The 23,672-nt window shown below is 70.0% G+C and carries 20 protein-coding genes and 2 tRNA genes; 18 read left to right on the forward strand and 4 right to left on the reverse strand.

Annotated features, from left to right (window positions below):
• The first annotated feature begins 37 nt into the window (after positions 1 to 37).
• Positions 38 to 1,180, forward strand: coding sequence for a PP2C family protein-serine/threonine phosphatase (locus tag GA0115240_RS32205; protein ID WP_093742275.1), 1,143 nt, complete (start codon positions 38 to 40; stop codon positions 1,178 to 1,180).
• Between the two features lie 153 nt (positions 1,181 to 1,333).
• Complete coding sequence (locus tag GA0115240_RS32210; protein WP_093742277.1) at positions 1,334 to 1,528, forward strand: hypothetical protein; 195 nt, start codon at positions 1,334 to 1,336, stop codon at positions 1,526 to 1,528.
• On the opposite strand, the gene GA0115240_RS32215 is transcribed toward GA0115240_RS32210, so the two are convergent.
• Positions 1,493 to 2,593 (reverse strand): asparaginase, encoded by a 1,101-nt coding sequence (locus GA0115240_RS32215; RefSeq protein WP_093742307.1) that lies wholly within the window; start codon positions 2,591 to 2,593, stop codon positions 1,493 to 1,495. The two genes, GA0115240_RS32210 and GA0115240_RS32215, sit on opposite strands and share 36 nt — an antisense overlap.
• 124 nt (positions 2,594 to 2,717) lie before the next feature.
• Between GA0115240_RS32215 and GA0115240_RS32220 the strand changes: the two genes are divergently transcribed.
• Positions 2,718 to 3,170 (forward strand): Lrp/AsnC family transcriptional regulator, encoded by a 453-nt coding sequence (locus tag GA0115240_RS32220; protein WP_093742279.1) that lies wholly within the window; start codon positions 2,718 to 2,720, stop codon positions 3,168 to 3,170.
• Positions 3,171 to 3,191: 21 nt separating this feature from the next.
• On the opposite strand, the gene GA0115240_RS32225 is transcribed toward GA0115240_RS32220, so the two are convergent.
• Complete coding sequence (locus GA0115240_RS32225) at positions 3,192 to 3,479, reverse strand: hypothetical protein (RefSeq protein ID WP_093742280.1); 288 nt, start codon at positions 3,477 to 3,479, stop codon at positions 3,192 to 3,194.
• Positions 3,480 to 3,616: 137 nt separating this feature from the next.
• On the opposite strand from GA0115240_RS32225, the gene GA0115240_RS32230 reads away from it, so the two are divergent.
• Positions 3,617 to 5,038: an ATP-binding protein gene (locus GA0115240_RS32230; protein ID WP_093742282.1), complete on the forward strand. Its 1,422-nt coding sequence runs from the start codon at positions 3,617 to 3,619 to the stop codon at positions 5,036 to 5,038.
• Between the two features lie 323 nt (positions 5,039 to 5,361).
• Here GA0115240_RS32230 and GA0115240_RS32235 read toward each other — a convergent pair.
• Positions 5,362 to 5,432, reverse strand: a tRNA-Gly gene (locus GA0115240_RS32235).
• Between the two features lie 111 nt (positions 5,433 to 5,543).
• On the opposite strand from GA0115240_RS32235, the gene GA0115240_RS32240 reads away from it, so the two are divergent.
• The 5 genes from GA0115240_RS32240 (at position 5,544) to clpX (ending at position 10,588) form a co-directional block, all read left to right on the forward strand.
• A tRNA-Pro gene (locus tag GA0115240_RS32240) sits at positions 5,544 to 5,620 on the forward strand.
• Positions 5,621 to 5,794: 174 nt separating this feature from the next.
• A complete protein-coding gene (tig, locus tag GA0115240_RS32245; RefSeq protein ID WP_093742284.1) occupies positions 5,795 to 7,207 on the forward strand; it encodes a trigger factor in 1,413 nt (470 codons plus the stop codon).
• Positions 7,208 to 7,711: 504 nt separating this feature from the next.
• Positions 7,712 to 8,329 (forward strand): ATP-dependent Clp protease proteolytic subunit, encoded by a 618-nt coding sequence (locus GA0115240_RS32250; RefSeq protein ID WP_093742285.1) that lies wholly within the window; start codon positions 7,712 to 7,714, stop codon positions 8,327 to 8,329.
• Positions 8,330 to 8,399: 70 nt separating this feature from the next.
• Positions 8,400 to 9,083, forward strand: coding sequence for an ATP-dependent Clp protease proteolytic subunit (locus tag GA0115240_RS32255; RefSeq protein ID WP_370673396.1), 684 nt, complete (start codon positions 8,400 to 8,402; stop codon positions 9,081 to 9,083).
• Between the two features lie 221 nt (positions 9,084 to 9,304).
• Complete coding sequence (clpX, locus tag GA0115240_RS32260; RefSeq protein ID WP_093742311.1) at positions 9,305 to 10,588, forward strand: ATP-dependent Clp protease ATP-binding subunit ClpX; 1,284 nt, start codon at positions 9,305 to 9,307, stop codon at positions 10,586 to 10,588.
• Positions 10,589 to 10,674: 86 nt separating this feature from the next.
• On the opposite strand, the gene GA0115240_RS32265 is transcribed toward clpX, so the two are convergent.
• Positions 10,675 to 11,622 carry a hypothetical protein gene (locus GA0115240_RS32265; RefSeq protein ID WP_093742288.1) on the reverse strand — a complete coding sequence of 316 codons (948 nt, stop codon included), beginning with the start codon at positions 11,620 to 11,622 and terminating at the stop codon, positions 10,675 to 10,677.
• A gap of 117 nt (positions 11,623 to 11,739) precedes the next feature.
• Between GA0115240_RS32265 and GA0115240_RS32270 the strand changes: the two genes are divergently transcribed.
• The 9 genes from GA0115240_RS32270 to rodA all read left to right on the forward strand — a co-directional run bounded on the left by GA0115240_RS32270 (position 11,740) and on the right by rodA (position 23,499).
• Entirely contained in the window at positions 11,740 to 14,367 is a 2,628-nt protein-coding gene (locus GA0115240_RS32270) for a valine--tRNA ligase (RefSeq protein ID WP_093742291.1), read from the forward strand.
• A 64-nt stretch (positions 14,368 to 14,431) separates the two neighbouring features.
• Positions 14,432 to 16,054 carry a bifunctional tetrahydrofolate synthase/dihydrofolate synthase gene (locus GA0115240_RS32275; protein ID WP_176725234.1) on the forward strand — a complete coding sequence of 541 codons (1,623 nt, stop codon included), beginning with the start codon at positions 14,432 to 14,434 and terminating at the stop codon, positions 16,052 to 16,054.
• A gap of 13 nt (positions 16,055 to 16,067) precedes the next feature.
• Positions 16,068 to 16,403, forward strand: coding sequence for a DUF4233 domain-containing protein (locus tag GA0115240_RS32280; protein WP_093742293.1), 336 nt, complete (start codon positions 16,068 to 16,070; stop codon positions 16,401 to 16,403).
• Between the two features lie 52 nt (positions 16,404 to 16,455).
• The gene (ndk, locus tag GA0115240_RS32285) at positions 16,456 to 16,869 is read left to right on the forward strand and encodes a nucleoside-diphosphate kinase (protein ID WP_093742295.1); all 414 of its coding nucleotides are present in this window, start codon (positions 16,456 to 16,458) and stop codon (positions 16,867 to 16,869) included.
• 215 nt (positions 16,870 to 17,084) lie between these two features.
• Positions 17,085 to 18,110 (forward strand): rod shape-determining protein, encoded by a 1,026-nt coding sequence (locus GA0115240_RS32290; RefSeq protein WP_093742315.1) that lies wholly within the window; start codon positions 17,085 to 17,087, stop codon positions 18,108 to 18,110.
• A 138-nt stretch (positions 18,111 to 18,248) separates the two neighbouring features.
• Complete coding sequence (gene mreC / locus GA0115240_RS32295; protein ID WP_093742297.1) at positions 18,249 to 19,388, forward strand: rod shape-determining protein MreC; 1,140 nt, start codon at positions 18,249 to 18,251, stop codon at positions 19,386 to 19,388.
• A 3-nt stretch (positions 19,389 to 19,391) separates the two neighbouring features.
• Complete coding sequence (gene mreD / locus GA0115240_RS32300; protein ID WP_093742299.1) at positions 19,392 to 20,057, forward strand: rod shape-determining protein MreD; 666 nt, start codon at positions 19,392 to 19,394, stop codon at positions 20,055 to 20,057.
• On the forward strand, positions 20,054 to 22,306 hold the full coding sequence (gene mrdA, locus GA0115240_RS32305) for a penicillin-binding protein 2 (RefSeq protein ID WP_093742301.1): 2,253 nt from the start codon (positions 20,054 to 20,056) through the stop codon (positions 22,304 to 22,306). Before mreD ends, mrdA begins: the two co-directional genes overlap by 4 nt.
• Entirely contained in the window at positions 22,303 to 23,499 is a 1,197-nt protein-coding gene (gene rodA, locus GA0115240_RS32310; RefSeq protein ID WP_093742303.1) for a rod shape-determining protein RodA, read from the forward strand. The genes mrdA and rodA overlap by 4 nt, the downstream gene beginning before the upstream one ends.
• Positions 23,500 to 23,672: the final 173 nt, after the last annotated feature.

The following is a 23,672-nucleotide window of genomic DNA, read 5'->3' on the forward strand; positions in this document are numbered from 1 at the left end:
CCACGGACGGCCCATCGGTCGGTAGGGTCACCGCAAGATGGCAAAGCGTTCGGCAAGGGAAGATCTGCGGTTCCGGTGGAGCAGAGGGCTGCACCGGGCCCGGCTCGGCGTGCGCAAGTCCGCGGTGGACTACTTCCGCGGCGACGCCTCGGACTGGACCGGCCTGGCGGTCCTGGTCGTCACCATCCCGGCGCTGGCCTTCACCACGGTCTGCACCCCGGTGTGGTGCCCGCCCAGCGCGCTGGTACTGCCGATCCTGGCCGGCGGGCTGCTGCTGCGCCCGTCCAGCCTACTGGTGGTCTACGCGGCCTCGGCCGTCGCGCTGGTCGCCGAGTCCGCGGTGCTCGGCCCGTACCGGGAGGGGCCGGCGCGGGTCACGCCCGGCACCGTGCTGGTGGTCACCGCGGTGGCGCTGGCCGGGCTGATCATCGCCCAGTTCCGGGCCCGGGTCGGGGTGCCCTGGCGGCGCGGCCACACCATGCTGTTCGACCTGCGCGAGCGGATCCGGGTCCAGAGCCGGCTGCCGCGGCTGCCCGGCGGCTGGCACGCCGAGATGGCCCTGCGGCCGGCCGGCGGCCAGTCCTTCTCCGGCGACTTCGTGGTGGCCACCCGCACCTCCGACGGCCGGATCCTGGAGGCGGTGCTCACCGACGTCTCCGGCAAGGGCATGGACGCCGCCTCCCGCTCCCTGCTGCTGTCCGGCGCCTTCGGCGGCCTGCTCGGCTCGCTGCCGCCGCACGCCTTCCTCACCGCCGCCAACGGCTACCTGCTGCGGCAGAACTGGGACGAGGGCTTCGCCACCTCGGTGCACCTGGTGCTGGACCTGGAGAGCGGCGACTACGAGCTGCTGTCGGCCGGCCACCTGCCGGGGGTCCAACTCCACGCCGGCACCGGGCGCTGGGAGGAGAAGGCCGCCGAGGGGCCGCTGCTCGGGGTCTACGCCGGGGCCGAATTCCACGGCGTCAAGGGGACGTTGCGGGCCGGAGATGTTCTTCTGCTGTTCACCGACGGCCTGGTCGAGGCCCCGGATCGGGACATCACCGAAGGAATGGACCGGCTGATCGGCGAGGCGGACCGCTTCGTGGCCGCCGGATTCCGCGGTTCCGCCTGGCGGTTGATCGAAGCGGTCGCCAAAGACGTGAACGACGACCGGGCGTTGCTCGTGGTGTGCCGGGACTAGCGCCAGGGAATGGGACTATGGGCCGGACAGGTCCCTGGTGCGGGTCGCTGATGGCACCATGGGGACGGGCGAGGCGGGGGGCGGCGGCATGGGCGGCAGTTCCCCGGACCGGCAAGTCCGGCAAGGAATTACCGAAAGAGGAAGTGATCCGCTGTGGTTATCTCCCTGTCCGCGGTGCTGCTGCTGGCGATCGTTCTGGTCGTGATGATCAGGGCCAAGTCGATCAAGGTGGGCCCGGCGATCGTGGCTGCGCTCTTCGGGTTCTTCGTCGCCTCCACCAACATGGCGCCGTCCGTCAACCGCTTCCTGACCTCACTTGCCGACACGATCAACCAGATAAAGCTCTGAGGCGGGCAGCGCCTGCGGGGTGCTGTCCAGGATGCGGCGCAGGGTCGCCCCGGCGGCCCGCCGTCGCTCGGCGTCCTGCCGGACTCCGGCCTGCCCGCCGCCGGCTGCGTCCGGGCCGTCGGCGTTCTCCGCGCTCCGGCCGGCCAGCAGGGCGGCCAGGATCGCGATCCGGGCCTGGCCGGGGCGCAGTGTCCCGGCCAGCAGCGCGCCGGCGGCCACCAGGTCGACGGCGCCGCCCCCGGTGTAGAGCGGGGCCACCGCGCCGGCCGCGACCCGGGTGCTGACCGTGACCAGCACCCCGTCGCGGGTCGCCGCGGCGACCCGCGCGGCCACCTGCGGATTGGCGTTGCCGGCGCCGGTGCCGACCACCACGACGCCCTGGGCGCCGGCCGCCAGCGAGGCGTCCAGCAGGACGGTGTCGCCGTCGCTGTGGTGCATCACGATGTCCACCCGCGGCGGGGCCACCCCTGGGGCGGGCAGCGGGAGCGCCTCGGCCCGCGGGCGGCGCCGGCCCCAGGTCACCCGGCCGAACTCGACCCGGCCCAGCGGCAGTCCGTCCGGGTCGCCGAAGGCGCGCGCGTCCACCGTGTGCTTCTTCACGGTGCCGCGGGCGGCGAACACCTGGCCCGCGAAGACGATCACGACACCGATGTCCCGCCCGGTGGCGGCGGTGAGCAGCGCGTCGTAGAGATTGCCCGCCGCGTCCCCGTCCTCGGCGTCCAGCGGCTTCTGGGCGCCGGTGAGGACCACCGGGCGCCGGTCGGCGTGGAAGAGGTCCAGGAAGAACGCGGACTCCTCCAGGGTGTCCGTGCCATGGGTGATCACCACGCCGTCCACCGACGGGTCGGCCAGCGCCTCGTGCACCGCGTGCAGCAGCCGCAGTTGGTGGTCCGTGGTCAGCCGGGAGCTGTTGACCGTGAACAGGTCCACCACCGTCACGTCCACGCACTCCGGCACCGCCCCGGCGGCCAGCACCTCCTGCCCGGCGGCCTCGGCCGCGTAGCCGTCGCCCTGCCACCGGCTGGCTATGGTGCCTCCGGTACTGATGACTACGACGTGGCGCACGATGCCTTCGCCTCCAACGGTGATGATGGGCAGCACTCCCCGACACAATGATATGCGCGTAGACCTGCCATATGATTGCGAATACCAGCGGGTATCCCGCCTCAGCGTGCTACAAAGTGCCATCATGGATGCCATCGACAGAAGTATCTTGCGCGAACTCCAGGCGGACGGTCGGCTCACCAACCAGGAACTCGCCCAGCGGGTGGGCCTCACCCCCTCGCCGTGCCTGCGCCGGGTGCGCCAGCTGGAGGACGACGGGGTGATCCGGAGCTACCGCGCGGTGGTCGATCCGGCGTCCGTCGCCCGCGGTTTCGAGGTCTTCGCCTCCGTCGAGGTCCGCCGCGACCGCGCCTCGGTGGCCGCCTTCGAGGACCGCCTGCAGACCATCCCCGACGTCGTCGAGGCGTACCGCCTGTACGGCGCGCCCGGCAGCCTCCTGCGCATCGCCGTGGCGGACTCCGACGCCTACGAGCGGTTCTGGACCGAGCGCCTCATCGCGCTGCCGGGCGTGACCGACGTCAATTCACAGATGATCATGAAGCGGATCAAGGCGCCGCAGGGCATCCCGGTCGACTGAGCGGGGCGCCCGGCGGGCGCGTCACTCGACCGGCGGACGCGCGCGGCGCAGCCGTTCGAACGGGATCTGAAGGACGACGCCCGGAATGATCACGCACACGAACGCGACCCCGGCGACCGCCGCCGCGCTGCGGCTCGACCACCCGGCCAGCCACGGCAGCGGATCGAGGACCAGCCCGACCCCCACCATGATCTGCCCCACCGCGGCCCGGGGCAGCACGCCATTGCGCCCGGTCCGCAGCGTGTAGATCCCCAGCCCCACCACGACGCAGCCACTGCCCAGCATGATCCAGAGCCACACGATGTCCACGAGTCCTCCCCGCGGGGGACCTTACCGCCTGTGGGTGGCACCCTCGCCGCATGGGTGTCGATGTTACTAACATCGATGTTAGTAACATCAGCGTTAGTCTGGGATACTGGCTTCTCGGCGGTACGGAGGGATGACCGATGGCGGAATTCGTGGGGAGGCGGCACGAGCTCGACCTGCTCGACCGCGAGCTGAAGAAGGTGGCGGACGGTGACGGCGGGCAGCGGCCGGGACGGTGCGTGCTGCTGCGGGGGCGCCGCCGGGTCGGCAAGTCACGGTTGGTCGAGCAGTTCGCCGAGAGATCCGGCGCGCCCTTCCTCTTCTACGCCGCGACCGGCGCCTCACTCGAAGCGGACCTGGAACGGTTCGCTCAGGACGCGCAGTCGTCCAGCCTTCCGCTGGCGCATGTGCTGTCCGCCGCCCGCCCGCCGACCTGGGATGCCGCCTTCGACGTGCTGGCCGCCAGCCTGCCGCACGACCGGCCGAGCGTGGTGGTCATGGACGAGGTGCCCTACCTGATGGATGGCGACGGCGCCTTCGAGGGCGTGCTTCAGCGGGCCTGGGACAGGGCCCTGGAGGCCAAACCGGTTCTGCTGGTCCTCATCGGCTCCGACCTCTCCATGATGGAGGCGCTGAACAGCTACGGACGCCCGTTCCACCAGCGTGGACGGGAGATGGTCCTCGGGCCGCTCAACCCGGTCGACGTGGGCGCCATGCTGGGCGTGGCGGAGCCCGCCGATGCCTTCGACGCGGCGCTGATCACCGGGGGGCTTCCCCTGATCTGCGCGGAGTGGCAGGCCGGCGCCGGGATGTGGGACTTTCTCCGGACGGCGCTCAGCGACCCGGTGTCGGCGCTGCTGGTGTCCGCGGAGCGCTCGCTGGCAGCCGAATTCCCCCGGCAGGCGCAGGCCCGCACTGTTCTCTCGGCGATCGGCAGCGGCGAGCGGACCTTTTCGAACATCGCCCGCGCGGCCGGCGGAATCGGCGCGACCCCGCTTCAGCGGGCGCTGGAGCTGCTCACGGAGAAGCGGGTGATTGCCGCCGAACTTCCCCTCTCCCCGCGGCCGTCGAAGGACCGCCGGTACCGGGTCGCGGACCCCTACCTCCGCTTCTGGCTGAAACTCCTGGGCCCGGCGATGGACGAGATCGAGCGCGGCCGGGGCGACCTGACCTTGCAGCGCATCCGCAGCAACTGGACCAGCTGGCGCGGCCGCGCCGTCGAACCCCTGGTGCGCGAGGCGCTGGCACGGCTGCTGCCCGACGCGAACCTCCCCGCGGCCCCTGCCATCGGCGGCTACTGGACACGGACCAACGACGTGGAGATCGACATCGTCGGAGCAGACCGGGGGCCGATCGCCAAGGACCTTCTGTTCGTCGGCTCGGTGAAGTGGCTGGAGAACTCCCCGTTCGACCAGCACGATCTGGCAGCGCTGCTGCGCCACCGCGCGGCGCTCACCCCTGAACCCGTGCCCACGGTTGCCGTCTCGCGCAGCGGTATCGCCGGCCCGGGCCCGGACGCCGCGTACGGACCCGCCGAACTCCTTGCGGCGTGGAGTTCCTGACCCGCGAGCCCCCGGGAGCGGTCTTCACCGTCAACAACCGGTCGACGACGCCGAGCTGACCGCATCCATGAGGAGTACACCCCTAGGAACTACCCGGTCGCGCCGTTGCTGGAGTCCATGCGCGAAGGGATGCCGGACTCGCTGAACGGCCGACGGCGGCTTCCGGTTTCATGATCTTTGGCACACCGGCCGGCGCCGGCGGTTCCGGCAGGAACGGGCACGTGGGAGGCGCGCGCGGGCGACACGGGCCCCCGGAACAATCTCAGGAAGAGCGGCGGCCCAGGCCGCGGAATCCTTCCGCCACCTGGGCCGTAGCCGTACCGAGCGGGCGACGGGAATCGAACCCGCGTAGCTAGTTTGGAAGACTAGGGCTCTACCATTGAGCTACGCCCGCAGCACCAGTGATTCTGGCACACCGCACCGGAGCCGGTCGAACCGACGCGGCGCCGGGACGGATACCGGCTGTCCAAGGGTACGGAGGCATGTACTCTACGTGTCGCACCAGCGGGGTGTGGCGCAGCTTGGTAGCGCGTCCGCTTTGGGAGCGGAAGGCCGTCGGTTCGAATCCGGCCACCCCGACCAGCAGTTCCGCGGCAGGCCGAGGTGGGGAACCGCGGTCTCCGGAGGCTGTGGACGACCCCCTCCGGAAGGTTTGTGGTAACCGGTAGGATGGGCCGTCGGCGACCGGACGGGCGCACCTTAAACGCGCACAGCGAATCGCCCCCATCAACGTAAAGCCCCCAAGGAGACCCAACCGTGAAGAGCGCCGTCGAGACTCTGAACCCGACTCGGGTTCGACTCACTGTCGAGGTGCCCTTCGAGGAGCTCAAGCCCAGCCTCGACGCGGCGTACAAAAAGATCAACCAGCAGGTCACGGTGCCGGGCTTCCGCAAGGGCAAGATCCCTGCGCGCGTCATCGACCAGCGGTTCGGCCGTGGCGCGGTCCTCGAAGAGGCCATCAACGACGCGCTGCCCAAGTTCTACACGGAGGCGGTCAACGAGGGTGAGCTGAATGTCCTCGGCCAGCCCGACGTCGACATCACCGAGTTCAACGACGGCGACGAACTGAAGTTCACCGCGGAGGTGGACATCCGCCCGGTCATCGAGATCCCGGACTACTCCGGCATCGAGGTCGTGGTGGACGCGGTGGCCGTGTCGGACGAGGACATCGAGAAGTCGCTGGAGCAGCTGCGCGACCGCTTCGCGTCCACCACCCCGGTCGAGCGCGCCGCCGCCGACGGCGATGTCGTCGTGGTCGACCTGGAGGCCACTGTCGACGGCGAGGTGCTGGAGGACGGCGTCGCGACCGGGGTCAGCTACACCATCGGCTCGGGCCAGCTCCTCGACGGCATCGACGAGGCCGTCATCGGCCTGGAGAAGGGCGGCTCCGCCACCTTCACCTCCGAGCTCAAGGGCGGCACCGCCTCCGGCAGCCAGGCCTCCGTCAAGGTGGAGGTCTCCGATGTCCAGGAGCGCGAACTGCCCTCGCTGGACGACGAGTTCGCCCAGCTCGCCTCCGAGTTCGACACCCTCGAAGAACTGCGCGAGGACAGCCGCAAGCGCCTGGAGCGGATGAAGTCGTACGACCAGGCGACCCAGGCCCAGGAGAAGGTGCTCGACGCTCTCATCGAGCTGATCGAGGTCCCCATCCCGGAGAAGCTGCTCCAGGACGAGATCGGCACCCGCACCCACAACCTGGAGCACCACCAGTTCCCGCAGACGGGACTGACCTGGGAGACGTACCTGGAGGCCGAGGGCAAGACCCGCGAGGAGTACGACGCGGAGCTCGAAGCCCAGGCCGTCAAGGGCATCAAGACCCAGTTCATCCTGGACGAGCTGGTCAACAAGGAGAAGCTGTCGGTCAACCAGGAGGAGCTCACCGAGCACCTCATGCGCCGCGCCGCCACCTCCGGTATGACGCCGGACCGGTTCGCGCAGGCCGTGGTCGAAGGCGGCCAGGTGCCGATCCTGGTCGGCGAGGTCGCCCGCGGCAAGGCGCTGGCCGTGGTGGTGGAGGCCGCCAAGGTCACCGACACCAACGGTGAGCCGGTGGACCTCGAGGACGACGAGGACGAGGACGCGGAGACGGTGCAGGCCGCCGACGGCGAGGCCGCCGAGACGCCCGCCGGCGAAGAGGCCGGGGCGCCCGAGGCCGCCGAGAAGGCCTGACCCGCAGCGCCCGCTCAAGGGCGCGGGGAACGGCGCGGGCCACCGGCCGGCCGCCGGTGGCCCGGGGACGGCAGCAGCGGCCCCTTCGGGCCTACGGGCCGGTGACGCCCCGCGGGCCCCGTCGTGGCCGTCCGCGCAGTTCCTCGCGCCCCTGATGGGCGCCGCCCGGGCGCGAGGGCTCCCACCGGCCCCGACCCCGCCCCCGCGCCCCTGATGGGCGCCGTCCGGGCGCGAGGGGCCCCCGCCGGCCCCCACGCCCCCAGTGGGCGCCGCCCACCGTGAGGGCGGCCCGTCACCGGTGCGGCCCGCACAGCGACCCTGCGCTCACAGCGAACAGTTCCGCGTAGGGGATTGCTGGGCCCCACCTGCGCGTTAGGGTCCGTTAGTAGGAGGGCAGGGGTGCAGCACCGGCGACGCCGGGACAGCGCCCCCCGGCCCTGACGAAGACCCTGTGGCGGCAGCTCCGCCGTCCGACAACGAGCAGGTGGATACGTGACGACTCCGATGCCTTCCGCCGCCGGCGAGCCGACTTTCGGTGGCCTCGGCGACCAGGTCTACAACCGACTGCTCGGCGAGCGAATCATCTTCCTCGGCCAGGCGGTCGACGACGACATCGCCAACAAGATCACCGCGCAGCTGCTCCTCCTTGCCGCAGAGCCCGACAAGGACATCTTCCTCTACATCAACAGCCCCGGCGGCTCCGTGACCGCCGGCATGGCGATCTACGACACGATGCAGTTCATCAAGAACGACGTCGTCACCATCGCCATGGGCATGGCCGCCTCGATGGGCCAGTTCCTGCTCACCGCGGGCACCCCCGGCAAGCGGTTCGCGCTGCCGAACACCCGCATCCTGATGCACCAGCCCTCCGCGGGCCTCGGCGGCTCCGCCACCGACATCAAGATCCAGGCCGAGCAGCTGCTGCACACCAAGCGCCGGATGGCCGAGCTGATCGCCCAGCACTCCGGCCAGACCTTCGAGCAGATCACCAAGGACTCCGACCGCGACCGCTGGTTCTCCGCCGAGGAGGCCCAGGAGTACGGCCTGCTGGACGGCGTGATGCTCTCCGCCGCGCAAGTCCCCGGCGGCGGCGGCACCGGTGCCGGCGGCCCGGGCGCGTGAGCCCCGTGCCCGCGCACCGCAGCCGAGTCCCGCAGATCCCTCGAAGCTCTTCATCACCAGGACGGTGGACGTGAACCCCTTGAACTTCCCCGGTAGCGGCCTGTACGAGCGCACCCAGGCCGAGCGGCCCGGTGTGTTCGGAGCCGAGGCCCGCTATGTCATCCCGCGCTTCGTCGAGCGCACCTCGCAGGGCGTGCGCGAGTACGACCCGTACGCCAAGCTCTTCGAGGAGCGGGTGATCTTCCTCGGCGTGCAGATCGACGACGCCTCCGCCAACGACGTCATGGCGCAGCTGCTGTGCCTGGAGTCGATGGACCCCGACCGGGACATCTCGGTCTACATCAACAGCCCCGGCGGCTCCTTCACCGCGCTGACCGCGATCTACGACACCATGCAGTTCGTGAAGCCCGACATCCAGACGGTCTGCATGGGCCAGGCGGCCTCCGCGGCGGCCGTGCTGCTGGCGGCCGGCAGCCCGGGCAAGCGGATGGCGCTGCCCAATGCCAGGATCCTCATCCACCAGCCGTACAGTGAGACGGGTCGCGGTCAGGTGTCCGACCTGGAGATCGCCGCCAACGAGATCATCCGGATGCGGCAGCAGCTGGAGGAGATGCTGGCCAAGCACTCCACCACGCCGATCGAGGAGATCCGCGAGGACATCGAGCGCGACAAGATCCTGACCGCTGACGAGTCGCTGGCCTATGGTCTGATCGACCAGATCGTGTCGACCCGCAAGACCTCCGTCGGCGTCTGACGCACCTGATGTATCCGCCCGGCGTGCACGTGTGACGTGACCGCCGGACGGACGGCGACTGACGGGACCATGGCCCGCCCTCCCGGCGGGCCCTCCTCGGACTCGGAAAGCGAGTACGTCCAAGGGGGGCCCACACGGGGGGCGCGGCAAGGTACCGTCGATGAGAGAAGCACCAGGCTCCGTTGAAGGTCGGCGGATCCCAGGCGAAGGGGAAACACCTCGTGGCACGCATCGGTGACGGTGGAGACCTGCTGAAGTGCTCATTCTGCGGAAAGAGCCAGAAGCAGGTGAAGAAGCTCATCGCAGGCCCGGGTGTGTACATCTGCGACGAGTGCATCGACCTCTGCAACGAGATCATCGAGGAGGAGCTCGCCGAGTCCTCCGAGGTGCGGTGGGAGGATCTGCCCAAGCCGCGGGAGATCTACGAGTTCCTGGAGAGCTACGTCGTCGGCCAGGAGCCGGCGAAGAAGGCCCTCTCGGTCGCGGTCTACAACCACTACAAGCGGGTCCAGGCGGGTGAGAACGGCCGCCCGGGACACGACGACGCCATCGAGCTCGCCAAGTCCAACATCCTGCTGCTGGGCCCCACCGGCTCCGGCAAGACCCTGCTGGCCCAGACCCTGGCCCGGATGCTGAACGTGCCGTTCGCCATCGCCGACGCCACCGCCCTCACCGAGGCCGGCTATGTCGGTGAGGACGTCGAGAACATCCTGCTGAAGCTGATCCAGGCGGCGGACTACGACGTCAAGAAGGCCGAGACGGGGATCATCTACATCGACGAGATCGACAAGGTCGCCCGCAAGAGCGAGAATCCGTCGATCACCCGGGACGTGTCCGGCGAAGGTGTGCAGCAGGCGCTGTTGAAGATCCTGGAGGGCACCACCGCGTCGGTGCCGCCGCAGGGCGGGCGCAAGCACCCGCACCAGGAGTTCATCCAGATCGACACCACCAACGTGCTGTTCATCGTGGGCGGCGCCTTCTCCGGTCTGGAGAAGATCATCGAGGCCAGGGCGGGCGCCAAGGGCATCGGCTTCGGCGCGACCATCCGCTCCAAGCGCGAGCTGAACATGGCCGACCAGTTCTCCGAGATCATGCCGGAGGACCTGGTGAAGTTCGGCATGATCCCCGAGTTCATCGGCCGGCTGCCCGTCATCACCAACGTCCACAACCTGGACCGTGAGGCGCTGCTGCAGATCCTGGTCGAGCCGCGCAACGCGCTGGTGAAGCAGTATCAGAAGCTCTTCGAACTCGACGGCGTAGAGCTGGAGTTCGAGCGCGGCGCGCTGGAGGCCATCGCCGACCAGGCGATCTTGCGGCAGACCGGCGCGCGCGGTCTGCGGGCGATCATGGAGGAGGTGCTGATGTCGGTGATGTACGAGGTGCCGTCCCGCAAGGACGTGGCCCGGGTCGTGGTCACCGCGGACGTCGTGCACTCCAACGTCAACCCGACCCTGGTGCCGCGCGAGCCGCGGATCGTCGGCAAGGGCGAGCAGAAGAGCGCGTAGGCCCGTAAGCACGTCAGGTACGCACAAGGGGCGCCCGGTCCGCGGTGGACCGGGCGCCCCTTGTCGTTGCACGTCTCAACGGGTGGTTACTTGATCTCCACCCGGGTGTCCTTGCGGACCTGCGAGAGCAGCGTGGCCGTGCCGTCCACCGTCGGGCCGCCGCCGGTGCCGACGGCCAGCGCCGACAGGTCGATCGGAAGGATGGTGCCGAAGGTGCTGTAGTCGGACCACAGGCAGATCGGCGTGGTGACGGCCTTCTTCGACGCGCCGTCGGTGACCTTGGCGTTCTGGCACTCCACGATCGCGTCGTCCGCGCCGGCCGGGTGCACCGTCTGCACCCCGCCGATCAGCTCGGTCTTGGTGCCGTCGCTGTCGGTGCCGTTCTTGGCGGTCTGTGCCCGCAGGTCGGCCATCATGCCGTCGGCGACCTTCTTGGGGTCGGCGAGCTTGCCGTAGACCCCGCTGAAGGAGAGCAGCTTGCCGGTCGTCTCCGAGCCGCTGACGTAGCCGGCCGTCACCTGCTGCGGGTCGGACAAGCCGAGGGCCTTGAGCTTGGCCAGGTCGCCGCTGTCGAAGCCGCTGTCGCTGGCGCTCGGGTCGCCGCTCTTCTTGTAGTCGGTCGCGACGGTGGCCGGCGTGGTCAGCTTGTACTTCTTGCCGTCGTTGGAGAGCCCGTCGCTGCCGCTGTTGCCCTTGTGCGCGATGAGCACCCCGGCGAGGACGGCGATCACCGCCACCACCGCGACGCCGACGATGATCCCGGTGCGCTTGTTGTTCCCGCCCCGGGGCGGTACCGGCGGCTGCCCGTAGCCGGGCTGTCCGTAGGGCTGCTGGGGCGGCACCTGCCCGTGCGGCTGCTGAGCGGGCTGCGCAGGGCCGGCAGGAGGCCCGTAGCCGCCCTGCTGGTCCTGCGCGGGCTGCTGCGACAGGCCCTGGCCCTCCGCGGCTCCGCCGGCTCCCCCTGGGCCCTCGGGTCCCTCGGGTCCCTCGGGCTGCTGCCCGTACGGGCTCGGTGGCGGCTGGTTGTAACTCATCTGCTGGGTCCCCTCCGTTAACGAGTCCGCCCATCCTTGCGGACCGCGCTCTGTCTCCTGTCCACAGCGCGGCAACTGATTCGTAACAGCCCGGCCGGCCCCCGTAGAATCGGTGTCGTGACCGACAAGACTCAGCGCCCCGACAGCGGGCCGAACAGCAACCCCGAACTGCCGACCCAGTACGCGCCGGCCGAGGTAGAGGGGGCGCTGTACGAGCGCTGGGTGGAGCGCGGGTACTTCGAGGCCGACGCGAAGAGCGAGAAGCCGCCGTACACCATCGTCATCCCGCCGCCGAACGTCACCGGGACGCTGCACCTCGGGCACGCGTTCCAGCACACCCTGATGGACGCCCTCACCCGCCGCAAGCGCATGCAGGGCTACGAGTCGCTCTGGCTGCCGGGCATGGACCATGCCGGTATCGCCACCCAGAACAAGGTCGAGCAGCAGCTCGGCGCCGAGGGCAAGTCCCGGCAGGACATCGGCCGGGAGGCCTTCGTCGAGCGGGTCTGGCAGTGGAAGGATGAGTACGGCGGCCGGATCCTGGGCCAGATGCGCCGCCTCGGCGACGGCGTGGACTGGTCGCGGGAGCGCTTCACCATGGACGAGGGCCTGTCCCGGGCCGTCATGACCATCTTCAAGAAGCTCTACGACGACGAGCTGATCTACCGCGCCGAGCGGATCATCAACTGGTGCCCGCGCTGCCTGACCGCCATCTCCGACATCGAGGTGGAGTACCAGGACGACGACGGCGAACTGGTCTCGCTGAAGTACGGCGAGGGCGAGGACACGGTCGTCGTCGCCACCACCCGGGCCGAGACGATGCTCGGTGACACCGCGGTCGCCGTGCACCCGGACGACGAGCGGTACCGGCACCTGGTCGGCAAGCGGATCCGGCTGCCGCTCACCGACCGGACGATCCCGGTCGTCGCGGACTCCCACGTCGACCCGGAGTTCGGCACCGGCGCGGTCAAGGTCACCCCGGCGCACGACCCCAACGACTTCGCCATCGGCCAGCGGCACGGCCTGGACTCCATCACGATGATGGACGAGCGCGGCATCATCACCGTGCACGGCCCCTTCCAGGGCCTGGACCGCTTCGAGGCCCGCTCGGCGATCGTCGGCGCGCTGCGCGAACAGGGCCGGATCGTCGCCGAGAAGCGCCCCTACGTGCACTCGGTCGGCCACTGCTCCCGCTGCAAGACCACCATCGAGCCGCGGTTGTCGCTGCAGTGGTGGGTCAAGGTCGAGCCGCTCGCCCGGGCCGCGGGCGACGCGGTGCGTGACGGCCGGGTCGCGATCCACCCGCCGGAGATGTCCAAGCGGTACTTCGACTGGGTCGACAACATGCACGACTGGTGCATCTCGCGCCAGTTGTGGTGGGGCCACCGCATCCCGGTCTGGTACGGCCCGGACGGCGAGACGATCTGCGTCGGCCCCGACGACCCCACGCCCGGCGAGGGCTGGACCCAGGACTCCGATGTCCTGGACACCTGGTTCTCCTCCGGGCTGTGGCCCTTCTCCACGCTCGGCTGGCCGGACCGCACCGCCGACCTGGAGAAGTTCTACCCGACCGATGTGCTGCTGACCGGCCACGACATCATCTTCTTCTGGGTCGCCCGGATGATGATGTTCGGCCTGTACGCGATGGACGGCGTGGCGCCCTTCCACACCATCGCGCTCACCGGCCTGGTCCGCGACGAGCACGGCAAGAAGATGTCCAAGTCCAACCCCAACTCGGTGGACCCGCTGGACTGGATGAACGCCTACGGCTCGGACGCGGTGCGCTTCACGCTGGCCTCCGGCGCCAACCCGGGCGCGGACGTGCCGATCGGCGAGGACTGGGTCAAGGCGTCCCGCAACTTCGCCAACAAGATCTGGAACGCGACCCGTTTCGCCCTGATGAACGGCGCCAGCATCGACGGCCCGCTGCCGGGGCCCGAGGAGCTGTCGGCGGCCGACCGCTGGATCCTGTCCCGGCTGAACACCGTCGTGGCGGATGTGGACGCCTACTACGAGGACTTCCAGTTCGCCAAACTCAGCGACGGGCTCTACCACTTCGCGTGGGACGAGGTGTTCGACTGGTACGTGGAGCTGTCCAAGACCAGCTTCCTCAAGGGCGGCGCGCAGGCCAGGGTCTCCGGGCGGGTGCTCGGCGAGGTGCTGGACGTGATGCTGCGGCTGCTGCACCCGGTCGTGCCGTTCGTCACCGAGACACTGTGGACCACGCTCACCGGCCGCGAGTCGGTGGTGATCGCGGACTGGCCGCGCGACAGCGGATTCCGGGACGCCGCGGCCGAACGGGAGATCGCCGAGGTGCAGCGGGTGGTCACCGAGGTCCGGCGCTTCCGCTCCGACCAGGGCCTCCAGCCCGGCCAGCGGGTGCCGGCGCTGCTCACCCTCGACGGCACCCTGCTGGCGCCGCACGAGGACGCGATCCGGCAGCTGCTGCGGCTCCAGCCGCCCGGCGAGGGCTTCCACCCGACCGCGACCCTGCCGGTGGCCGGGGCCACCGTCGCGCTGGACCTGTCCGGCACCATCGACGTGGCCGCCGAGCGCAAGCGGCTCACCAAGGACCTGGGGCTGGCCGAGAAGGAGAAGGAGCAGGCGGGCCGCAAGCTCGGCAACGAGGGCTTCCTCGCCAAGGCGCCCGAGCCGGTCGTCGCCGGGATCCGCGCGCGGCTGACCGCCGCCGAGGCCGACATCGAGCGGATCACCGCGCAGCTGGCGGCGCTCCCGGCGGCGTGACACCGCACGAGCGGCGGACGGGCCCGGACCTCTCGGTCCGGGCCCGTTCCGTAGACTGCGGTGCGTGAGCGAGAACCTCCCGGGCGACCGGCCGCACGACGACGACTTCCCGGACGATTCCAGCGCGGGATCCGCCGGCCGCTTCGACGCGGCGGCCGACGACGCGGATGACGACCCGGCCGACGACGGCAGCGACGACGCCGATGAGGGGGCCGGTGACGGGGCGGCCGGCCGGCCGCTGCGCGAAGCCGACCTGGCCCTGATCGAGGCTGGCAGCCGTACTCTGCGCGCCCAGGTCACCCCGCCCGCCCCCGAGGACGACGTGCCGTCCCGGCCGGCCGATCCCGAGCTCGACCGGGAGCTGCGCGCGGTCGAGGAGGAACTGCTCGGCCGCTGGCCCGAGACCAGGATCGACCCGTCGCTGGACCGGATCACCGCGCTGATGGACGTGCTCGGCGAACCCCAGCGCACCTACCCGGCCATCCACATCACCGGCACCAACGGCAAGACCAGCACCGCCCGGATGATCGAGCGGCTGCTGCTCGCCTTCGAGCTGCGCACCGGCCGCTACACCAGCCCGCACGTGCAGTCCGTCACCGAGCGGATCACCCTGGACGGCGCCCCGATCAGCGCCGAGCGCTTCATCGAGACCTACCGGGACCTGCAGCCGTACGTCGGCCTGGTCGACGGCGGCCAGCCGCACCGGCTGTCCTTCTTCGAGGTGATCACCGCGATGGCCTACGCGGCCTTCGCCGACGACGCCCCGGTGGACGTGGCCGTGGTCGAGGTCGGGATGGGCGGCTCCTGGGACGCCACCAATGTGCTGGACGGCCAGGTCGCCGTGGTCACCCCGATCTCGCTGGACCACACCGACCGGCTCGGGGCCACCCCCGGCGAGATCGCGGTGGAGAAGGCCGGGATCATCAAGCACGACGCCAGCGCCGTCTTCGCCCAGCAGCCCGCCGACGCGGCCAAGGTGCTGCTGGCCCGGGCGGCCGAGGCCGAGGCCGAGGTGGCCCGCGAGGGCGTGGAGTTCGGCGTGCTGCACCGCGAGGTCGCGGTCGGCGGCCAGTTGCTGACCCTGCGCGGCCTCGGCGGTGAGTACGAACAGATCTTCCTGCCGCTGCACGGCGAGCACCAGGCGCACAACGCGGCCCTGGCGCTCGCCGCCGTCGAGGCGTTCTTCGGCATCGGCCGGGTGCACCAGCGCGCCCTCGATCCGGCCGCCGTGCGTACCGCGTTCGCGACCGTCACCTCGCCGGGCCGGCTCGAAGTGGTCCGCCGCAGCCCGACCGTGGTGCTGGACGCGGCGCACAACCCGGGCGGCGCGCTGGCGGCCGCCGCGGCCATCGGGGAGGTCTTCGCGTTCACCCATTTGGTGGGCGTGGTCGGCCCGAGCGGGGACAAGGACGTGCGGGGACTGCTGGAGGCGTTCGAACCGGTCTTCGCCGAGGTCGTCGTCACCCGCAACTCCAGCTCCCGGGCGATGGATGTGGACGCGCTGGCCGCGCTGGCCGTCGAGGTGTTCGGCGACGACCGCGTGCAGGTCGAGCCGCGGCTGGACGACGCGCTGGAGGCGGCCATCACCCTCGCCGAGGAGGAGGGGGAGTACGCCGGGGCCGGGGTGCTGGTCACCGGTTCGGTGATCACCGTGGGAGAGGCCCGGCTGCTGCTGGGCCGCAAGTGAGAGGTATCAGGCCATGCGGACGCTGTGTTCGAGCACGCTGATCGGCGAGTTCTTCGTCATCGGCTTCGCCGGGCTGGTCGCGATGAAGCATCCCGACCTCTCCCAGGGCACGGTGTGGACGGTGTGCGGCATCGCGATGGCGCTGTGCGTACTGCTGTGCGGAGCCGTCACCCGGCCGGGTGCACTGGTGATCGGCTGGGCGCTGCAGATCGGACTGATCGCCAGCGGTTTCGTAGTCGGTACGATGTTCGTCCTCGGGGTGATTTTCGCGGCGCTGTGGTGGGCCTCGATCCACTACGGCCGCAAGATCGACGAGATCAGGGGCCGCCACACGGCGTCGGCCGCGTGACGGCTAGGCTCGCCCCACAGCCGCACGTGTCATACGTATCAGGAGTCGAACCGTGTCCCAGCGCACCCTCGTCCTTCTCAAGCCGGACGCCGTTCGCCGCGGTCTGATCGGCGAACTCCTGGCCCGGGTGGAGCGGAAGGCCGACTGGACGATCGTCGCGCTGGAACTGCGCACCTTGGACCGGGCCACCTTGGAGCAGCACTACGCCGAGCACGTCGGCCGCCCGTTCTACGAGCCGCTGATGGGCTTCATGGCGTCGGGCCCCTCGGTCGCGCTGGTGGTCGAGGGGGAGCGGGTGGTCGAGGGCGTCCGCGCGCTGGCCGGCCCGACCGATCCGATCGCCGCCGCACCCGGCTCGATCCGGGGAGACTTCGGCACGATCGTGCGGGAGAATCTGGTGCACGCCTCGGACTCCGAGGAGTCCGCCGAACGCGAGATCAAGCTGTTCTTCCCCGGTCTGGCCTAACCGCCCGCCCCGGGTGGGCATATGCCGAGGGCGATCGGGAACCAATCATTCCGACACGGCGTCACCATTACCGAGGTCCGCTGTGTGTTCTGATGACAATGACGTCGGAACCCTCGATGACGTCACAGCCCCGATCCCGCGTCCGGTCGGGCGCGACTACGATGGAATCTCCGCTCCAGCTCGGGAAGGCCAGACGTATCCACATGGCGAACAACATGTCGTTCATCGGCCGTGATATGGCTGTCGACCTCGGGACCGCCAACACGCTGGTGTACGTCAGGGGCCGCGGGATCGTCCTGAACGAGCCGTCGGTCGTGGCGGTCAACACCAACACCGGGGGAATCCTCGCTGTCGGTTCCGAGGCCAAGAAGATGATCGGTCGCACGCCGGGCAACATCGTCGCGGTCCGGCCGCTGAAGGACGGCGTGATCGCCGACTTCGAGATCACCGAGCGCATGCTGCGCTACTTCATCCTCAAGATCCACCGTCGTCGCTACATGGTCCGCCCGCGGGTCGTCGTATGCGTGCCCTCGGGCATCACCGGCGTGGAGCGCCGTGCCGTCATCGAGGCCGCCACCCAGGCCGGCGCCCGTACCGTGCACATCATCGAGGAGCCGATGGCGGCCGCGATCGGCGCCGGGCTCCCGGTGCACGAGGCCACCGGCAACATGGTGGTGGACATCGGCGGCGGCACCACCGAGGTCGCGGTGATCAGCCTCGGCGGCATCGTCACCGCCCAGTCCATCCGGGTGGCCGGCGACGAGCTGGACAACGCGATCATCCAGCACATCAAGAAGGAGTACAGCCTGCTGCTCGGCGAGCGCACGGCCGAGCAGATCAAGCTGACCATCGGCTCCGCCTTCGACGCCAAGCCGGAGCAGGAGGAGCACACCGAGATCCGCGGCCGCGACCTGGTCAGCGGCCTCCCCAAGACCGTGGTGATCTCGGCCGGCGAGGTCCGCAAGGCCATCGAGGAACCGGTCAACGCGATCGTGGACGCGGTCAAGACGACCCTGGACAAGTGCCCGCCGGAGCTGTCCGGCGACATCATGGACCGCGGCATCGTGCTGGCCGGCGGCGGCGCGCTGCTGCGCGGCCTCGACGAGCGGCTGCGGTACGAGACAGGCATGCCGATCCACATCGCCGAGTCACCGCTGGACTGCGTGGCGCTCGGCGCCGGCAAGTGCGTCGAGGAGTTCGAGGCACTCCAGCAGGTGCTCGACGCCGCGCCCCGCAGATGACCTTTTTTCCGCACATACTCCCGCCGGACCGGCCGCCGCGGGCACCAACCGCACAGCGGCCGTACACCGCACACTAGTTCCGACCGGCCGTGCCCCCAGCGGCGGCGGGTCCGATGAGGAAGGCACGGACTGGCGCCCGTGAGGGACACAAAGGAGAGCCGGCTGCTGCTGGTACTGCTGGTGGTGATGGCGTTCGCGCTGATCACCGTGGACATCCGCGGCGGTGAGAACTCACCGCTCGACCGGCCCCGGCAAGTGGCCCAGTCCGTCTTCGGCCCGGTGGAGAACAGCGTGGCCGGCGTCGTCGACCCGGTGGGCAACGCCGTGGACGCGGTACGGGACTCAGGTGGTCGCAGCGCCACCATCCACCGTCTGCAGCGCGAGAACGAAGCGCTCAAGCAGCAACTCGGCAGCAAGGACATGACCCGTAACCGCGCCGCCGAACTCGACAGCATGCTCAAGACGGCCGGCGCCGGGCAGTACACCATCAAGGGCGCGCAGGTCATCGCGATAGGAGCGGCCCAGGGCTTCTCCTGGACGGTCACCATCGACGCCGGCAGCAAGGACGGCATCACCCGGGACATGACCGTCATCAACGGCGACGGGCTGGTCGGCCGGGTGACCACGGTGGGCCCCTCCACGGCCACCGTGCTGCTCGCCAACGACCCGGACTTCACCGTCGGCACCCGGCTGGAGAAGACCATGGAGCTGGGCTTCGCCACCGGCGAGGGCAACCGGCCGATGCGGGTGCAGCTGCTCAACTCCACCGCGAACGTGCACAACGGCGACCGGCTGGTCACCTTCGGCTCCACCGGCGGCAAGCCCTTCGTGGCCGGCGTGCCGGTCGGCCGGATCGTGCGCGTCGACCCGGCGGCCGGCAATCTCACCAAGACCGTGCAGGTCCAGCCCTTTGTCAGCTTCACCAAGCTGGACATCGTGGGCGTCGTCGTGGTGGGTCCGCGCACCGACCCGCGCGACAGCGTGCTGCCGACCCGGCCGGCGCCGCCGGCCACCGCGAAGCCCAAGCCCAAGACGTCACCGAGCGGCACGGCGCCCGGCACCAACGGGGACCAGCCGTCGGGCACCTCGAACGACCCGTCGTCCGGGACCTCGAACGACTCCTCGTCCGGCACCTCCGACAACGCTTCGTCCGACCTCCCGTCGGACAACCCGTCCGGCCTGCCGACCGACGGCGCCAGCCCGAGCGCCACGGTGCAGGACTACAACCTCACCGTGGGCCGTGAATCCACCACCCCGACGAACACCAGCGGGGGCTGACCGATGCGCCTCAAACGGATTGTGCTCTCCACCGTCCTGGTGGTCGTCGCCATGATCGCCCAGGTCAGCGTGCTGGCCCGGCTGCACTTGCCCGGCGCGGTGCCGGACCTGCTGCTGCTGACCGTGCTCGGCCTGGCCCTGGCCTACGGCCATATCGGCGGCTGCCTGGTCGGTTTCTTCGCCGGGCTGCTCGCCGACATCGCGCCGCCCGCCGACCACGCGGTCGGCCGCTACGCCCTGGTGCTGTGCGTCATCGGCTACCTGGCCGGCCTGGCCAAGCCCGACAGCGGCCAGCCGCGCACCGCGGCCGGCCCGATGCTGGTGGTCGTCGGCGCGGCCATCGGCACCACCCTGCTCTACGCCGGCGTCGGCAGCCTCGTCGGCGACCAGGCCGGCGCCCATGTCGGCCTGGTCAAGCTGGTGTTCACCGCCACGCTGTACGACCTGCTGCTGGCGCCCTTCGTCGTGCCGCTGGTGATGGCGCTCGCCCGCCGCTTCGACAACGATCCGCTCGCCGACGACCCGACCGGCTTCGGCGGTGTGCGCGGCAGCCGCAACCGGATGCGAAGCAGCAAGATCGGACTGACCCCCGATCGGGGCATGTTCGGGCGCGCTGGGAAGATGGTCAAGTTCAACTCGCCGGCCAGGGGAGCGCGTCGCCAGCCATGAGCAATATCCCGGACACCGGCCGGACCACACGGGTCACCATCCGCCTGGTCATCTTGCAAGTCCTCACTTTGTCGCTGCTGTTCACCCTCGGCGGGCGGCTGTGGTTCCTGCAGATCCGCAACGGCCAGGAATACGACCAGAAGGCCGCCAACAACCACATCCAGCAGGTCGTCACCCCCGCCGTCCGCGGCGCCATCCTCGACGACCACGGCGTGCCGCTGGCCGACAACGAGACCCGGCTGGTGGTCTCCGCCAGCCGCACCGACCTGCTCAAGCAGGCCGACGACGGCAAGGCGGTACTGACCCAGCTGGCCGGCGTGCTCGGCATGAAGCCGCAGGACGTGCAGGACAAGGTGCGGCTGTGCGACGCGAAGACCCCGCAGCCCTGCTGGAACGGATCGCCGTACCAGCCGATCCCGATCACCGACGAGGCCACCACGCAGCAGGCGCTCCAGATCATGGAGCGGCGCGAGGACTTCCCGGGCATCACCGCCGAACCCACCGCCGTACGCCGCTACCCGGCCCCGTACAAGGCGAACACCGCGCAGGTGCTCGGCTACCTCTCGCCGGTCACCGACGACGAGCTGACCGCCTCCGAGAAGACCGCCACCCCGCTGCTGCGGTCCGACCAGATCGGCCGCTCCGGCCTGGAGCGCACCTACGACACCGACCTGCGCGGCAAGGCCGGCGTCACCCGCTACGAGGTGGACAACCTCGGCCGGGTGATCGGCAAGGCCGGCGACACCCCGGCCACCCCCGGCGACACCCTGGTCACCAGCATCGACGCCAAGGTCCAGTCGGTCACCGAGCAGCAGCTCGCCGCGGCGATGAAGGAAGCCCGCAACACCTTCGACCCGATCACCAACGAGAACTACAAGGCCGACTCGGGCGCGGCCGTGGTGATGGACAACCACACCGGCCAGGTCATCGCGATGGCCAGCGCGCCGACGTACGACCCCAACTCCTGGGTCGGCGGCATCTCGGCCAAGGACTACAAGAACCTCACGGCGGTCAAGTCCAACTACCCGCTGCTCAACCGGGCGATCCAGGGCCAGTCCGCCCCCGGCTCCACCTTCAAGGTCGTCTCCACCTCCGCGGCCGTCAACGCCGGCTACGACATCAACGGCGAGTACCCGTGCACCTCGTCGATGAAGATCGGCGACCAGGAGTTCAAGAACTTCGAGAACGAGAGCTACGGCGACATCTCGCTCGGCCGCGCCCTCGAGGTCTCCTGCGACACCGTCTTCTACGGCATCGCCTACCAGGAGTGGCAGAAGGACGGCGGCACCGCGCCCAAACACCCCAAGGACTGGTTCTACAAGACCGCCCACCAGTTCGGCCTCGGCGCCAAGACCAATGTGGACCTGCCCGGTGAGGTCACCGGCCGCATCCCGGACCGGCAGTGGAAGCAGGACTACTTCGACGCCAACAAGGACTACTGGTGCAAGGTCAAGAGGACCAGTAAGAAGCACGACCTGGCCACCAACATCGCCCGGGAGAACTGCACCGACGGCTATGTGCTGCGCGCCGGTGACTCGGTCAACTACGCCATCGGCCAGGGCGACACGCTCGTCACCCCGATCCAGATGGCCCGGGTCTACGCGGCCATCGCTAACGGCGGCACCCTCTACCAGCCGACCATAGGGAAGGCGGTGGTGAGCCCCGACGGCAAGACCGTCACCCCGATCAAGCCCAAGGCGGTCGGCAAGCTGCCCGACACCCAGAACACGCTGAAGTACATCGATCAGGCCACCGCCGGCGTGGTCACCGGCGGTACCGCCAACTGGAAGTTCCTCAACTGGCCGCAGGACAAGATCCCGCTGCACGCCAAGACCGGTACCGCGGAGGTCACCGGCAAGCAGACCACGTCCTGGCTGACCACGTACACCAAGGACTACACGATCGTGATGACGATCTCGCAGGCCGGTACGGGTTCGGGCGGCTCCGGCACCGCGGTCCGCCGGATCTACGAGGCCATGTACGGCATCCAGAAGGACAGCACGTCGATCGACCCCAAGAAGGGCATCATGCCCAAGCCGGTCACGAAGCTGCCGAAGATCTCCCCCGACGGCGCGGTCGTCCAGCAGGCGTCCTACGTCGTCGGCCCGGCGGGCATCGGCAACCTCTCCGGCGACGTGCTCACCTCCGGTGACGGCCCGCGCACCGCGGACGACACCGGACCGGCCCTGGCCGCCCTCACCCCCACCCGTACCGAGCGGCTGCTGTACGGCAGGAAGTCCTGGACATGAGTGCCAACACCTATACGGTCCCCCGCTTCAGCCCGGAGAAGTCCTCCTTCGGCAAGCTCTTCGCCCGGGACTCGGTGGTCCGCCGGATGGACTGGGTGCTGCTGTTCACCACCCTGGCGCTGTGCGCGATCGGCACCATGCTGGTCTACTCGGCGACCCGCAACCGGACCAACCTCACCCATGGCGACCAGTACTACTTCCTGATCCGCCATGTGATGAACGCCGGCATCGGGTTCGGTCTGGCCATCGGGGCGATGGCCATAGGGCACCACCGCATGCGGACCATCGTGCCCTTCTTCTACGTCCTGTCCATCCTGGGCATCCTCGCGGTCCTCAGCCCGCTGGGCTCCACCATCAACGGCGCCCACTCGTGGATCGTGATCGGCGGCGGCTTCTCGCTCCAGCCGTCGGAGTTCGTCAAGGTCGCCATCATCATCGGCATGGCCATGGTGCTGTCCGCCCAGGTGGACGCGGGCGACAAGCTGCACCCGGACCGCCGCACGGTGCTCCAGTCGCTGAGCCTGGCCGCCGTTCCGGTGGGCATCATCATGCTGATGCCGGACCTCGGCTCGGTAATGGTGCTGGCCGCGATCGTGCTCGGCGTCCTGCTCGCCTCCGGCGCTTCCGCCCGCTGGGTGCTCGGCCTGATCGGCACCGGCTTCCTCGGCGCGCTGCTGGTCTGGAAGCTCGGCATCCTCGACAAGTACCAGATCGACCGCTTCGCCGCCTTCGCCAACCCGGCCCTGGACCCGGCCGGCGTCGGCTACAACACCAGCCAGGCCCGCATCGCCATCGGCTCCGGCGGCCTGCTCGGCAAGGGCCTCTTCCACGGCAGCCAGACCACCGGCCAGTTCGTCCCCGAGCAGCAGACCGACTTCGTCTTCTCGGTGGCCGGCGAGGAACTCGGCTTCGTGGGCGCGATGCTCATCGTCACCCTCATCGGCATCATCCTCTGGCGCGCCTGCTCGATCGCCCGCAACGCCACCGACCTCTACGGCACGATCGTGGCGGCCGGCATCGTGGCGTGGTTCTCCTTCCAGTCCTTCGAGAACATCGGCATGACGCTGGGCATCATGCCGGTGGCGGGCATCCCCTTGCCCTTTGTGTCCTACGGCGGCTCCTCGATGTTCGCGAATTTCATTGCCATAGGGCTCCTGGAATCCGTCAAAATGAAACGCACCATGTCCGCCTGACGGCGGCTCGCGGACGCCCGGGTCCCCCCCGGCCGGCGGGTGCGGCTGCGCCGCGGGCTGGTGGACGCGGGCCGGAAGGGGCGCGGGGAACTGCGCGCACGGCCAGGGGTGCGGCTGCGTCGCGGGTGGGGCACCGCCGGGCTGAGGGTGCGGCTGCGCCGCGGGTGGGTGGA

Source organism: Streptomyces sp. DvalAA-14, assembly GCF_900091855.1.
Taxonomy (GTDB): Bacteria; Actinomycetota; Actinomycetes; order Streptomycetales; family Streptomycetaceae; genus Actinacidiphila.